Below are 13421 nucleotides of genomic sequence, written 5' to 3' on the forward strand. Positions count from 1 at the left end.
TCGTCTACCTGCGGTTTTACTTTTACACATTTTGGTATGGTCGAGGGTAGTCACTTAAACGTAGTAGATGGGCCGGTTTTGTGGCGAGCGGCGATTCGGAGCCCTAGCGCAGGGATCTGAGACCGCCGGCCTCCTTGTCGAGCGTCGTAAAACGCACCGCATCCAGGTGCTCCAAGATGCTAATGGCTCGTTTGCGCGACACGCCTAGGGCCTCGCGCAGCACACTCGTCGTGGCAGCGCCGCCGGCAGCCTCGATGGCCGCTGCTACGACCTCACGCGCATGGGCCTCGGCGGCGGCAGACAAGGCAACGTCGCGTTCGATCTTAACGATCGCGCGGTTGAGCGAAAGCTCGCGCAGGGCACGCGTCATGGTGTCGCGATCGAGCTGCAGACGCTCACCCACCTCGGGCAGCGTCGCCGCACCGAGACCCGCCTCGTCGAGGGCGGTCACGATGCGCTGGCTCGCCTCGCGCACCACACGTATCGCCGCAGCGGCAGAGTGCGGGTCGAACACCTCGGCACCGTCGACGGTGCACACGCCGCGCGCACAGCCCTCGAGAACGAGCGCGGACGCGATGTCTTCGCCCGCTGTCGGCCAGGCGGCATGCGCGACCTCGCCCGGCGTGAAACCCGTCTGCTTGGGCGCGGCCCCGTGCATGGCGGCCAACGTGACGGAGAGCGTGGCGAGGGCGGCATCGAGCACAGCGGGGGCGGCATAGAGCTCCTCGGTCGAGCGCTCGGCATGAAGCGCCACGGCGTCACCCGAGGAAACCGCCCCGTGCAGGAGCGCAGCCGCCTCGGCACCCGAAAGATCGAGAGCACGGGCTGCGGCCGCGGCAGGCACAGGCAGGCGCTGCAGCCCCAACCATGCGGCAACGGCGGCGGCGCGGTCGTCGGCATCCAGGGCCCCGAGCAGCGCGCACTCGCCCGCGGAGAGGACGCGCGAGCGGCGGCACCGCGAAAGAAGAACACGACCGCCGCCGATAAGCACCACCGGCGAGAACGCGAGCACAATGAGGCCGTCGCCCAATCGCACGGGAAGGCGCTCCTCCAGACGGACCTGCACGATGCGGGTCTCGCCAGCCTCAATGGGTCCCTCACCCTCCATGAGCATGACACGGCCAAGGACCTCCGCCGTACCCGCCATCACATGAACGCGCGTACCGGACTCGAAGGGCGCGGGCTTGGTGCCCTCGCGCCCCAGATACGTGAAGCGGGCGATGAGCCTGAGCGTCGAGCCCTCAGCACCAGACCCGCAGAGGACCTCGCCACGCGGAAGGTCGCCCGCACCGTCGCCCACGATGTTGAGCGCCGCGCGCTGTCCGGGCAACGCCCGAGGAGTATCACCATGCACCTGAATCGCGCGCACGCGGCAGCGCACGCCCGCGGGACATGAGACGAGCTCGTCGCCCACCGCTACGGGGGCATCGTGAAGCGTGCCCGTGACGACCGTCCCGGATCCCTTGATGGTGAAGCAGCGGTCGATGGGCAGGCGCGGGGCCAGACCGGGGCGCACCGGGCGGGATGCGGCATCGGCCAGGAAAGAGTCGATGGCGGCATCGAGGGCAAGGCGAACGTCCTCGATGCCCACGCCCGTGCGCGAGGAAACAGGCACCACGGGTGCATCGGCAAAGACGGTATCGCCGAGGAAGTCCATCACGTCGAGCTCGGCGAGCTCCGCCGTCTCGTCATCGGCCAGATCGCGCATCGTGAGCGCCACCACGAGGTGCCTCACGCCCAACAGCTCCAACACGTACACGTGCTCTCGCGTCTGCGGCATCACGCCCTCAACGGCAGAAACCACCAGCAACGCAACGTCCACGCCGGTGGCACCCTGTACCATCGCGCGCAGGTAGTGCGCATGCCCGGGCACGTCGACCAGGCCGACAAGCTTGCCACTGGGAAGCTCGAGCTCGCCAAAGCCGAGCTCAGTGGTCATGCCTCGGCGCCGTTCGACCTCCAGACGGTCGGGATTTTTGCCGGTCAGCGCCTCGATAAGGGCCGACTTTCCGTGGTCGACGTGTCCTGCTGTTCCAACGACAACGGGACACTCGACAAGCTCAAGCGCGGTCATCAACGCAAACCCGCCCGCACGGCATCCACCAACGCAGACGCACACAGGTCAAGGTCGGTGTCGCGCAAAAGCGTGCGAACGTCAAAAAGTACCTGGCCATGCTGCACGCGCGTCACGACCGGCGTATCGGGCTCCTGTACCATAGCGCGCTTTAGGCCATCGGCGGACAGGCACCCATCGGCGGGGCAAACGGCAACGCAAAAAGTTGGGAGCTCGACGGTCGGCAGCGAACCGCCGCCCGGAGCAGACACGCCCTCGACAACCTGCAGCTCCACCGCCTCCTCGAACTGAGAGTCGCGAAGCTTGCGCAGCATGCGGTCATGCAGGCGCTTGGCCTGACGCTCGAGCGGAGCCGGCGCAGCGGAAAGCATGTTGAGCACCGGGATCTCACGATGTGCCGTATCGGGACCGGCCACATACAGACGCAGGGTGGCCTCGAGCGCCGCGAGCGTGAGCTTACCGGGGCGAAGCGCGCGCATAAGCGGATGAGAGGCGCAGGCGGCAATTGCCTGGGCGTTGCCAAGGATGATGCCCGCCTGCGAAGCACCGAGCAGTTTGTCGCCCGAGCACGAGACGACGTCAACGCCGGCGCAAAGGGATGCGGACGTGGACTTCTCCCCCGCATCGGCGAGCACCCCGTCTGCAAGCAAAGCGCCCGAGCCCTGGTCCTCGTACAGCAACAGCCCATGCTCATGCGCCAGCGCAGAAAGCTCCGCCACGGAAACCTCCTCGTGGAATCCCTCGATACGGTAGTTGGAAGGATGGACTTTGAGGATCATCGCCGCGTTGGGCGTGATGGCGTTTCGATAATCATCCAGATGTGTGCGGTTGGTGGAGCCCACCTCGACAAGCTTGGCACCCGAAGCCGCCATGATATCGGGGATGCGGAAACTGCCTCCCACCTCGACAAGCTCGCCGCGGCTCACGATGACCTCTTTGCCAGCCGCGTGCGCGGCAAGCACCAGCAGCACCGCGGCGGCATTGTTGTTGACAACCAAGGCGTCCTGCGCCCCCGTGAGCGTGCGCAGCAGGCGTGCGGCATGCTCCTTGCGGCCCCCGCGAGCGCAGGTTGAGACGTCATACTCAAGCGTGCTGTAGCCTCGGGCGACATCGGTCACCGCCTGCACCGCCGCGGGAGCGAGCGGAGCGCGGCCCAGATTGGTGTGAATCACAACGCCCGTCGCGTTGACGGCAGGGCGCAGGGTCGGCAGCGACAGGCGATGGGTCCGCTGCTCAATTGCCAAGGCGAGCTCGCGCTTGTTCCTTGCAGGGGCGCCGGAGCGAATCGCCGCGCGCTCGGCATCGAGCTCGGCGTCAATCGCCTCGCGTACCATCGTGTCGCCTGCATCGCCAGCAGCCTTCATGACCGGCCACTCGGCAAGCAGCTCGTGAACGGCGGGAATGGAACGCAGGCGGCCGCGCACCTCGGCAGACATGGATTCGCAGTCGCTCATGAAAAGCCTTTCGACATGTTCAATAAAAAGCTGGTCCCCCGCGATCGTCATCGGGCAAATAAATACCGGCGCGCACGCAAAAGGGACAGGTCCATTATGGCAGCTCGCGACAAGACGGCGAAGCGCCTCGTCTAAAACCTGCCAAAATAAACCTGTCCCTTTTTGGTCGGTTATGGGTTGGTGGCTTTAGGCCTCCTTATTGGCGTAGATAAACCAGTAGCCCAGCGCCACGATCAGGGCGCCACCCACGATATTGCCCAGCGTGGCGACCGTAAGGTTGAGCGCCAACCCGGCAGCGTTGAGGGCATCGGCGCCAGCGACATCGGCTCCATAGCCGCAGGAGTGCATCAAAATGCCCATGGGCAAAAAGTACATGTTGGCGACACAGTGCTCAAAACCGCAGGCCACAAAAGCGGCAATGGGCAGCAAAATGCCCACAACCTTGTCGACCACGGTCTTGCCGGCGGTACCGATCCATACGGCCAGGCACACAAAGATGTTGCACAGAATGCCACGGAAGAAGATGGTGACGGCGTCGATCGTGACCTTACCGGCGGCGACGCTCACCATGGTGTTGGCGACCGCCTCGCCGTTGAGCTTGTAAATGGCTGCCATGTAAATCAAAAAGACAGCGAACAGGGCGCCGACAAAGTTGCGATCCACACAATGGCCCAGGCCTTGAGCATCTTGACGAGCGCGATCTTTTTGCTCTTAAGCGCGCAGACCATCAGCGAGTTACCGGTAAACAGCTCCGCGCCGCAAATGAGCACGAGCACCAGCCCCAGGCAAAAACAAAGACCACCCACTAAGCGCTGAACGCCCCAACCGAGGGTCGCATCGCTCAGAAAGACCGTGAAGAACAGGCCACCGAAGGCGATGAACGCGCCGGCGAACATGGCGAGCAAAAAGGTCTTCGAGACCGGCAGGTTGGCCTTGGTAACGCCGGCGGCCTCGGTCTTGGCCTCGATCGCGGCAGGTGCCAGGCAATCGGGGGTGGGATATTCTGCCTTGCTCTGTGCCATAGCAACCACTTCTTTCGTACGATTTGGGGCAAACGCTCCTGGTTCATTTGCCCCGCGAGGTCGGACGGTATTAAAATAAACGCAAGCCAAATTAGCATATTGACCTGCGATTATATAGCTTGGAGCGGGCGACGGGAAGTCCAAGGATTTGCTTCGCAAATCCTTGTTTCGCTGCGGGCCTTCGGCCCTTGCGTGCTGCGCTGGAAAATGCTCACGCATTTTCTCAGCTCCGCACCCTGGCGGGTTCGATTCCCGTCGCCCGGCGCGTAAACGAAAACGGCTCTGATCCCCAAAGGAAACCAAAGCCGTTAAAACAATTCTTATGGAGCGGGCGACGGGAATCGAACCCGCGTCATCAGCTTGGAAGGCTGGGGTTCTACCATTGAACTACGCCCGCAAGATATGGTCGGGACGACAGGATTTGAACCTGCGACATCCTGCTCCCAAAGCAGGCGCGCTACCAAACTGCGCCACGTCCCGAAGGTGTTGAGCAGCTAAGGTCTAAACCTTGCGTGTCCCAAAGCGAAGGAAATTATAGGGGAGACTCCCCGCCTGTGCAAGCGCAGAAACCCTAGCTCCTCGAATGTGCGACAAACTGGCTATGAACCAGGCCGATCACAAACGCCACCACAGCAACCGGTGCCCACGCAGCACCGATATCTGCCAGCGGTAACGCATCGAACGGCAGCCACGCACCAGCAAAGAACGCATCGCGGACCGACGTGATCACGCTCTGCACCGCGACAACGCCGCCGACCCAAACCCACACCTGCGGATGCGCGTCGCAAAAACCGTGCACCAGGCCCATAAGCACCAGCACGATGGCGACGGGATACAAGGCATTGAGCATGGGCACCGAGAACATGAGGATCATGTCGAGGCCAACGTTGGAGAGCACGCACGAAAACGCTGCGAACACAAAGGCGAGCACAGCAAAGGGACGGCGCATGGCCTCCTCGGAAGCCTCCGCTCCCCCTTTAACCACATACGTCTCGCAGAAGTAGCGCGAGCAGCAGCTGATAAGGCCGATGCACACGTTCATGCAGGCGAGGAAAAAGATCGCAAAGACCACGACCGTGCCGGCAAGCCCAAAATGCATAGAGGCCGAACGGGCGAGGATGGCGGCGCCGTTGGTGGCATCGGGCATCACGGTGCCGAGCTGCATGCCGGCAAGGCCCAAGCCGCAGTAGATGATGGCCATGAGCACGCCGGCGATCACTCCGGAACGCGAAATCTCGAAGGCCACGCGCTTGTCATCGGTAACGCCCAACTCGTGGATGGTCTCGGCGATGATGATGCCAAAGGCGAGCGACGCAAGCAGGTCCATGGTCTGGTAGCCGGTCAAAAAGCCCTGCACGGCGGCGCCCGCATCGTAGGGAGCCTGAGGCGCGGCAGCGGGACCCAGCGGCGAGACCACGGCGGCACCCACGACCAGCACGATGAGCGCAATGAGCGCGGGGCCCGTAATGCGGCCGAGCACGCGCGTGATGACGCCCGGGCGCAGCGTGAGCGCAAACGCGACGACGAAGAAGCCGACGGCAAACACCAGGCGCGCCGTGCCGAGCGAGACGCCCTCGGGCAACAGCGGCACCAGCATCTCGAAGGCCGTGGAACTCGTACGCGGAATGGCCAGGCACGGGCCAATGGCCAGGTAGACCGCCGCAACGAAGAATTCGCCAAACTTAGGATGCACGCGCCCAGCCAGCTCGCGGGCCGTGCCGGCGAGCGCGACGGCAATAAATCCCATAACAGGCAGGCCGATGGCAGCAATCAAAAAGCCAATCATGGCAAGCGGCGTGGCCGTGCCGGCCTGAAGTGCCAGCAACGGCGGGATGATGAGGTTACCGGCGCCAAAGAGCATCGAGAACAGTGCAATGCCGACGGTAACGACATGGTCGGAGCGCAAACCGCGCGGAGCGGATGAGGCCATAGGCACACCTTTCGGGTCGAAACAAAAACGGGACGGGCAAAAGGCCCGTCCCGCAAGTATATACGCTCTAGCAGGCTAAATCGCGCAAAGCGTCAATCGCGGTGTCGACTTCCTCGTCCGTGTTGAAATACCCAAACGAGAAGCGGACGATACCCTGGCGCTCGGTTCCCAGCGCGCGGTGCATAAGCGGAGCGCAATGGGCACCGGGGCGCGTCGCAATCCCCCACCCTTGCATGAGCGCGTCCGAAATCTCGGCAGAGTCGATATCACCCACGTTGAGCGAAACGATCGCCGAGCGCACGGGCTGGTCAAACGCACCGTAGAGCGCAATGCCGGGGATTTCGCGAACACCGGCGAGGAAGCGCTCCGCAAGCGAGCGCTCATGCGCCGCAATCGCCTCGACCCCGCCTTGTGCCTCGATAAAGTCGAGGCCTGCGGAAAGTCCCGCGATGCCGTGGCCGTTGAGCGTGCCCGCCTCAAGGCGCGTGGGCCACTCAAGCGGCTGCAGTGGGTCGAAGCTGTGCACGCCCGTGCCGCCCATGGCCCACGGAGCCACGTCAATGCCCTCTGCCACGGCCAGGCCGCCGGTCCCCTGCGGACCCATGAGCCCCTTGTGGCCGGTAAAGCACACAACATCGAGCCCCATGGCGTCCATGTCAATCTTCGCCGTGCCGGCAGACTGAGAGGCGTCGACGATCACCAGCGCGCCGGCCGCATGCGCGATGGCAGCCACGCGCGAAACGTCAACCGCGTTGCCGGTCACATTGGAGGCGTGCGTCACCACCACAGCACGCGTGCCCGGCGTGACCAACCGCTCGAGCTCGTCGTAGTCGAGCGCGCCGCTCGCATCGCAACCCGCATGCTCAACCGTCACACCCTGTTCCGTCGCCAAGCGGTTGAGCGGGCGTAACACCGAGTTGTGCTCGAGCACCGTCGTGACCACGTGATCACCGGGACGTACCACGCCATTGATGGCGGTGTTGAGCGCCGCCGTGGAGTTGGGCGTAAAGCACACATGGTCCGCCCTCGGGCAACCCAAAAGGCGCGCGAGCTTGGCACGGCAGCCATGAATCGTACGAGCGGCATCGAGAGCACCCGACGTGGCGCCGCGCCCGGCATTGCCGAGCGAGCACATCGCCTGCGTCACGGCATCGATGACCGTCTGCGGCTTATGCATGGTCGTCGCCGCGTTATCCAGGTAGATCATCGCACGACCTCCCACATATCAATCACGGTATAGCCCTCGGTGGGAATGCCCGCTGCGGCAAGCTCGCCGCGCAGCAGTTCCTCATCCGAAGGCAGCGCCTTCCACGCCAAGCCGCAGCCGGCAGCGACCTCCCCGGGCACGGGAATCGTGCGCCCGGGAAGGCCGCGCTCGATGCATAGGGTCTCGCACCCCATGGCGGCCGCCGTGGTGGGAAACGTGATGACAAGCGCCGGGCGCTTCTCCCTCATGGCAACTCCAACCAATACGCTACGGGCGCACGACGCGCACGGCCTGCTCCATCTTCTCCACAATCACGTACATGTTGGTGACCTCGCCCACCGCAAGCTGGTCTTTAATGCCATAGTGGTCGAGGCAGGTACCGCAGGTAAGAATCTCGACACCCTGCTCGGCCAGGCCCTTCAGGTCGTCGAGCACCGGAGAGCTCTCGACGGTGAGCTTGGCACCGCCGTTGTAGAACAGCATAGTCGCGGGCAGCTCCTCCTGCTGCGTCACGGCAAAGATGAAGGCCTTCATGAGCTTGTGGCCCAGCTCGTCGTCGCCACGGCCCATGCAGTCGGTGTAGACGGAAATGACGAGCTTGCCCTTGTCGGCGCTGGCATCACAGAAGGCAGCGCCATCCTGCTCGGGATCGGCCACGGCAACGGCGCCAGAGGTCGCCACGGTCACGTGCCACTCGGCGTCAGAAACCTTCTCGACCGAGGCGGTGCAACCCTTTTCCTGTGCCATCTTGGAGATGTTCTTGACGGCGGTCTCGTTATCGACCGAGGTCACGACAGCGCCCTCACCATCGAGCTGTTTGAGGGCCTTGAGCGTCTTGACGACGGGCAGCGGGCAGGCATCGCCCATGGCATTGACTTCAATCTTGGTAGACATAGATTTTCCTTTCGAAAGAACCGTTCTAGAGAACGGTAAACAGTTACATAAACGTGCGGGCTAGCGAACAACGTGGACGGCAGGACCGCCTGGCACCGGCTCGCACACGCGACCGACGACGGCGGCAATACGTCCTTCGGCATGCAGACGGCGCGCAAGCTCATCCACATCGGCAGCAGGTGCCGCGATGAGCAGGCCACCAGACGTCTGCGGATCGTACAGCGAATCCAACATGCCCGGCTCCAGGTCTTCGTCGGCAGCCACGCGCGGGCCAAAGAAGTCCTGGTTGCGGTAGGAGCCCGCGGGGATAATGCCCAGACGCGCCATGTCGAGCACCTGGTCAAAGAGCGGCACCGCCCCCGACGCAAGCTCAATCTGCACGCCCGAGCCCTCGGCCATCTCGCACGCATGCCCGATCAGGCCAAAGCCCGTGATGTCGGTGCAGCCGTGAAGCTCAAGTCCCTCGGCCAGACGAATCGGAGCCTCGTTGAGGGTGCGCATCGAGTCAAACATGGCTGCGGCCTCGTCCTGCTCGATGAGCTCGCCCTTAATGGCCGTGGTGATGATGCCCGAGCCAACCGCCTTGGTCAGCAGCAACGCATCGCCCACGCGCGCGCCGCTGTTGGCGAGCATGCGGTCGAGCGCGACAAACCCGCTCACGGACAGACCGTACTTGGGCTCGTCGTCGTTGATGGTATGGCCGCCCGCGATAGAGCAACCGGCCTCGACGCACTTGTCGGCGCCACCCGCCAGAATCTGGCCGGCGATCTCGACGCCCAGGCAGCTCGGAATGCACAGCAGGTTCATGGCATGGCTCGGCCGCCCGCCCATGGCGTAGATGTCCGACAGCGAGTTGGCCGCAGCGATCTGGCCAAACAAAAACGGGTCGTCGACCATCGGCGGGAAGAAGTCGATGGACTGAACGAGGCCTAAGTTATCGCCAACACGGAAGACACTCGCATCGTCGGAGGTATCGAACCCCACGAGCAGATTGTCGTTGGGCACATTTGGCAAGTCGCCCAGGACCTGGGCGAGGGCTCCGGGAGCCAACTTAGCGGCTCAACCGCTCGCGGCAGTCATAGACGTGAGCTTAATCTGATCGTCAGCCATCGATACCTCCTCTCATCGGTCAATCATTTTCTCCCAGTATACGCATGAATGCAGGCTCACGGCCGATGCATTAATTGAGCGCCTGTGCGCGAATCGCCGCGCCGATCGCTCCGGCAAAGCGAGCCTGGGGCGAGGTGGTCACCGGCGACCCCAGTAGCTCGCCCAACCGCTCCACCACGAAGGCGTTCTCGCACAGGCTACCGGTCAGGTAGTACGGGGCGCCCGCGGCCTGTCCGGCCATGGTCGCCACGCGCGAGACCACGCTGTCGATCACGCCACGCGCAATGTTCTCGCGCGGCTCACCGCGACCGATCAGGCTGATAACCTCGCTTTCGGCAAACACGGTGCACATGCTGGAAATCTTGGTAGGCTCGCCGGTGCGGGCGAGGTCTGCCATCTGCTGCTGGGTAATGCCCAAGCGGTCGGCCATGATCTCCAAAAAGCGCCCCGTGCCGGCGGCGCACTTGTCGTTCATGGCGAACTTTGCCACGCGGCCGCCCTTGAGTTGGATGACCTTGGTATCTTGGCCGCCCACGTCGATCACCGTGCCCTGCTCGCCAAACAAGCGGACCGCACCGGCACCATGGCAGGTGATCTCGGTCACTACCTTGTTGGCATAGGGCACCGCGACACGGCCGTAGCCAGTCGCGACCACGCGAACATCGTCGCCCGTCACGTCATAGCCGGCTGCGGCGAGTTCACCGCGTAGGCGCTCGGCCGCATCGACCGACGAATACCCCGTCGGCATGACGCAGGTCCACGCAATGGCGTTGTCCGTCTCCACCACCGCAGCCTTCGCGGCCGTCGAGCCTATGTCGATACCAATGCCAACCACGGCATCCTCCTTCTATGCGGCAAAGCAGCTATCCCTTTGCCGCATTTGTCCTACAGGGTCTCGATAAAGGCGGCGATGCGCGTCTCGATCTGGCCCATGTCACCGTTGCTGTAGTCGGTCTCAATCTTCATATACGGAATACCCGCGCCCTCGACAGCCTCCTGCATGCGCGCACTCTCCACGTTAAAGGTGTGGCAGGCCTGGAGCACGCTCTCTACCACGCCATCGACATGATACTTCTCGCACATGGCCAGCGTGTTTTCCATACGACCATCGTTGGGCGTCATGACCGAGCAGTTGATGTCCAGGTAGCGGTCGGCGATGGCGCGCAGGATGTCGGGAGCCTCCGGATCGATCATCATGGCCGCCGTGCGCTCGCCCGAGCAATCGCCCATGCACACGACCACGCCGCCATTGGACTCGATGGTGCGACCGATCTTGTTGATCACGCCGCCCACCGGGCAACCAGTGATCAGAATGCGCTTGGCATCCACCGCAACCGGGCGCTCGCCTGCGTCGTAGGCCTCGCGCAGCTTGGCGACCTTTTGCTCCAGCTGCTGCGTATAGGCCTCGATATCAAAGCTGAACGTACCGGCAAACATGGTGCTCATCAGGTCGACGCCGCTCATGGCCGCCGGCTGGTTGGCTTGCAGTGCAAACATCTCGAGCTGGGCCGCACGCAAGCGGTTGCGACGACGGACGGCAGCGCGCAGGTCATCGTCGGTAATCGTGATGCCGTAGAAGCCCTCGAGCTCCTCCTTGAGCAGGCGGCACTCCTCATACCAGCCTTCACGCTCGTAGGCACGATCGCGACCCTGCGGAAGATGCAGAATGTGCGTGCGCTTGAGCTCGTTGAGCAGTTCGTACATCTTCTTCTTGCCGTCGCAGGTGGTCTCGCCGATGATCATGTCGCTAAAGTACGTAAACGGGCACTTTTGCGAATAGGCAAAACCATACGTAGACTTGATGAGCGGGCACAGGTTTGCCGGCAGCACCTTCTCGGCCTCGGGAATCACCTCGTCGGACGTACCACACAGAGCCACGCTCGAGGCGCCCGCGGCATCGATAATCTCGAGCGGCGTATAGCTGCACAAAAAGCCGACCAGGCGATTACCCGCCTGCTTATAATCCTTGACGCGAATAAACGCCGCCTTGCGCTGCTCGTTGAACTCCTCAAACGTGGACGGCAACGGCTGCTCAATATTTTCCGACATATAACTCCTTAACAAACCTTTTAACCAACCAAGGAAACGGCTTTCCCAGGTGCCCGAGGTTGCCGTGAAAGAGGAGCGTCGCGTACTTCTGGTACGCAAGCGACGGTTTGAACGGCAAGATCGGGTGCCTGGAGAAGCCACCGGGACGGATAGTCCTAAATGGTTTCCAAGAAAGCCTCGATCCTGGTCTGCAGTTGGCCTGCATCCTCGCCGGCGTAGTCGGTCGTGATGTGCATAAACGGAATACCGGCCTCCTCGGCGGCCTTCTCCACGGCAAACGACTCCATCTCGTAGAGCGTGCAGAACTGCAGTGCCACGTCGACAATGCCGTCGGCATGCAGGTCCTTAGCCATCTGGACAATGTCCTTCATACGCTGGTCGTTGGGCGTAAAGACGGCACAGTTGATCTTAAAGTAGCGCTCGGCGATAGCATCGAGCATCTCGTCAACCGTCTCACCGGACTCATCGACCAAGTCCTTGTAATAGCGCGAACCCGTACAGGACTCCTCGCCCACCACAACGCCGCCGGCCTTCTCGATGAGGTTGAACAGCTTCCAGTTGGGCACGGCCATGGGCGTGCCGGTGTACAGGATGCGCTTGGTCCCCTTGGGCGCCACGCCCTCTCCGGCCTCGACACGCTGCTCACACTCGGCCGCCATATCGTTGATGGCTCCGGTCAGACGCGGTGTGTCGTCCATAAAGGCGGCCTGAACGGTCAGCAGGCTGTCGAGACCGCTAATGGGCGCTGGGTCGGCAGCGCGCGTGGCAGCGAGACGCTGCAGGGCGCGACGCTTCTCATTGACGGCGCGGATGGCGGCCTTCAGACGCTCAGGCGTAATCGTGACGCCACACTCTTCCTCAATCTTGGCGGCGAGCTTTTTAACCTCGGCCTTCCAGGTCACGAGCGTCGACTCGTCGTGCACGTTGGGAATATCCACAACGTACATGTTCTTTTGCGTGGCAAAAAACTCGTAGGCCTTCTTCTTACCATCGCAGGTGTTCTCGCCTACCACCAAGTCACTCGACTCAATGTAGGGGCAGACCTCACCCAGCTTAAAGCCGGCAAAGCTCTTGATAAGCGGACAAGTGTTGCGCGGCAAGTGCTCCTCGACCTTGTCCGTTGCCCAATCGGCACCCGAGCACAGACCAACGGGAATGCCGTCACAGGCAAGCACGATCTCCTCGGGCACGTACACGCAGAACGAGCCCACGATTTTGGTGGCCTCGCCAGCCTCCTTCTTGTCGAGCATCTCCTTAATGCGGCCGCTGTGGATGTTGGTGGCGACAAAATCCAGGTAGGACGTGGACTTGGGGCGATTGTTCTGCGCCAGGAACATATCGCCGTACATCTGGCCCACGGCGCCCAGCAGCATGTCGTGGTCGGCAAGATTCATGCCGAGGCTCTCCCACATCGGATGGAAATCGAATTCTTCAGCCATGACGGTTCCCCTCTCGAACCAAAATTGAATAGCTACGGTATTGCTGCACGGTGGGTGGCGAAAACCCAGCCGCGCCTAAACCCGGAATTTTAGGGAACCTGCTTTTCGGTCGATTATTTAGTTGTGCGTCGTCTCTCCCGGAGCCGTGAACATACCTGCTCATATGCGACTCCGAGCCATATACAGGGCGCACGCGGCAACGCGGCGAATATATGTCGTCTGCGGCATGTGCGCACCCTCCT

General features: G+C 62.7%; 10 protein-coding genes, 2 tRNA genes and 1 pseudogene. All 13 read right to left on the bottom strand.

Going from position 1 to position 13421, the window contains the following annotated elements:
* Positions 1-103: 103 nt before the first annotated feature.
* Positions 104-2074 (bottom strand): selenocysteine-specific translation elongation factor, encoded by a 1971-nt coding sequence (selB, locus tag ACESSC_RS03400; RefSeq protein ID WP_373161220.1) that lies wholly within the window; start codon positions 2072-2074, stop codon positions 104-106.
* Positions 2074-3528, bottom strand: a complete 1455-nt coding sequence (gene selA, locus ACESSC_RS03405; RefSeq protein WP_373161222.1) for an L-seryl-tRNA(Sec) selenium transferase — start codon at positions 3526-3528, stop codon at positions 2074-2076. The genes selB and selA overlap by 1 nt, the downstream gene beginning before the upstream one ends.
* Before the next feature lie 186 nt (positions 3529-3714).
* A pseudogene (locus ACESSC_RS03410) lies at positions 3715-4769 on the bottom strand (formate/nitrite transporter family protein).
* Positions 4770-4873: 104 nt separating this feature from the next.
* Positions 4874-4947 (bottom strand) — tRNA-Gly (locus tag ACESSC_RS03415).
* Positions 4948-4953: 6 nt separating this feature from the next.
* Positions 4954-5030 (bottom strand) — tRNA-Pro (locus ACESSC_RS03420).
* Between the two features lie 91 nt (positions 5031-5121).
* Positions 5122-6480: a branched-chain amino acid transport system II carrier protein gene (brnQ, locus tag ACESSC_RS03425; protein WP_373161223.1), complete on the bottom strand. Its 1359-nt coding sequence runs from the start codon at positions 6478-6480 to the stop codon at positions 5122-5124.
* Between the two features lie 67 nt (positions 6481-6547).
* The gene (locus tag ACESSC_RS03430) at positions 6548-7687 is read right to left on the bottom strand and encodes an aminotransferase class V-fold PLP-dependent enzyme (protein WP_373161224.1); all 1140 of its coding nucleotides are present in this window, start codon (positions 7685-7687) and stop codon (positions 6548-6550) included.
* Positions 7684-7935 (bottom strand): putative Se/S carrier protein, encoded by a 252-nt coding sequence (locus ACESSC_RS03435; RefSeq protein WP_035138031.1) that lies wholly within the window; start codon positions 7933-7935, stop codon positions 7684-7686. Before ACESSC_RS03435 ends, ACESSC_RS03430 begins: the two co-directional genes overlap by 4 nt.
* 19 nt (positions 7936-7954) lie before the next feature.
* Positions 7955-8581 (bottom strand): sulfurtransferase-like selenium metabolism protein YedF, encoded by a 627-nt coding sequence (yedF, locus tag ACESSC_RS03440; protein WP_373161225.1) that lies wholly within the window; start codon positions 8579-8581, stop codon positions 7955-7957.
* A 60-nt stretch (positions 8582-8641) separates the two neighbouring features.
* The gene (selD, locus tag ACESSC_RS03445) at positions 8642-9691 is read right to left on the bottom strand and encodes a selenide, water dikinase SelD (protein ID WP_373161227.1); all 1050 of its coding nucleotides are present in this window, start codon (positions 9689-9691) and stop codon (positions 8642-8644) included.
* A 70-nt stretch (positions 9692-9761) separates the two neighbouring features.
* Positions 9762-10526, bottom strand: coding sequence for an acyl-CoA dehydratase activase (locus ACESSC_RS03450; protein ID WP_373161228.1), 765 nt, complete (start codon positions 10524-10526; stop codon positions 9762-9764).
* A 50-nt stretch (positions 10527-10576) separates the two neighbouring features.
* Positions 10577-11740 (bottom strand): double-cubane-cluster-containing anaerobic reductase, encoded by a 1164-nt coding sequence (locus ACESSC_RS03455; RefSeq protein WP_373161230.1) that lies wholly within the window; start codon positions 11738-11740, stop codon positions 10577-10579.
* A gap of 155 nt (positions 11741-11895) precedes the next feature.
* The gene (locus tag ACESSC_RS03460; RefSeq protein ID WP_373161231.1) at positions 11896-13179 is read right to left on the bottom strand and encodes a double-cubane-cluster-containing anaerobic reductase; all 1284 of its coding nucleotides are present in this window, start codon (positions 13177-13179) and stop codon (positions 11896-11898) included.
* Positions 13180-13421: the final 242 nt, after the last annotated feature.

The organism is Collinsella aerofaciens (genome assembly GCF_964243765.1).
In the GTDB taxonomy this organism is placed as follows: Bacteria; Actinomycetota; Coriobacteriia; order Coriobacteriales; family Coriobacteriaceae; genus Collinsella; species Collinsella aerofaciens_BU.

Bases quoted from the DNA above. Each gene is read 5' to 3' on its own strand.
- brnQ (WP_373161223.1), bottom strand. From the start codon at position 6,480: ATGGCCTCATCCGCTCCGCGCGGTTTGCGCTCCGACCATGTCGTTACC.
- ACESSC_RS03435 (WP_035138031.1), bottom strand. From the start codon at position 7,935: ATGAGGGAGAAGCGCCCGGCGCTTGTCATCACGTTTCCCACCACGGCG.
- selB (WP_373161220.1), bottom strand. From the start codon at position 2,074: ATGACCGCGCTTGAGCTTGTCGAGTGTCCCGTTGTCGTTGGAACAGCA.
- yedF (WP_373161225.1), bottom strand. From the start codon at position 8,581: ATGTCTACCAAGATTGAAGTCAATGCCATGGGCGATGCCTGCCCGCTG.
- ACESSC_RS03430 (WP_373161224.1), bottom strand. From the start codon at position 7,687: ATGATCTACCTGGATAACGCGGCGACGACCATGCATAAGCCGCAGACG.
- ACESSC_RS03460 (WP_373161231.1), bottom strand. From the start codon at position 13,179: ATGGCTGAAGAATTCGATTTCCATCCGATGTGGGAGAGCCTCGGCATG.
- selA (WP_373161222.1), bottom strand. From the start codon at position 3,528: ATGAGCGACTGCGAATCCATGTCTGCCGAGGTGCGCGGCCGCCTGCGT.
- ACESSC_RS03455 (WP_373161230.1), bottom strand. From the start codon at position 11,740: ATGTCGGAAAATATTGAGCAGCCGTTGCCGTCCACGTTTGAGGAGTTC.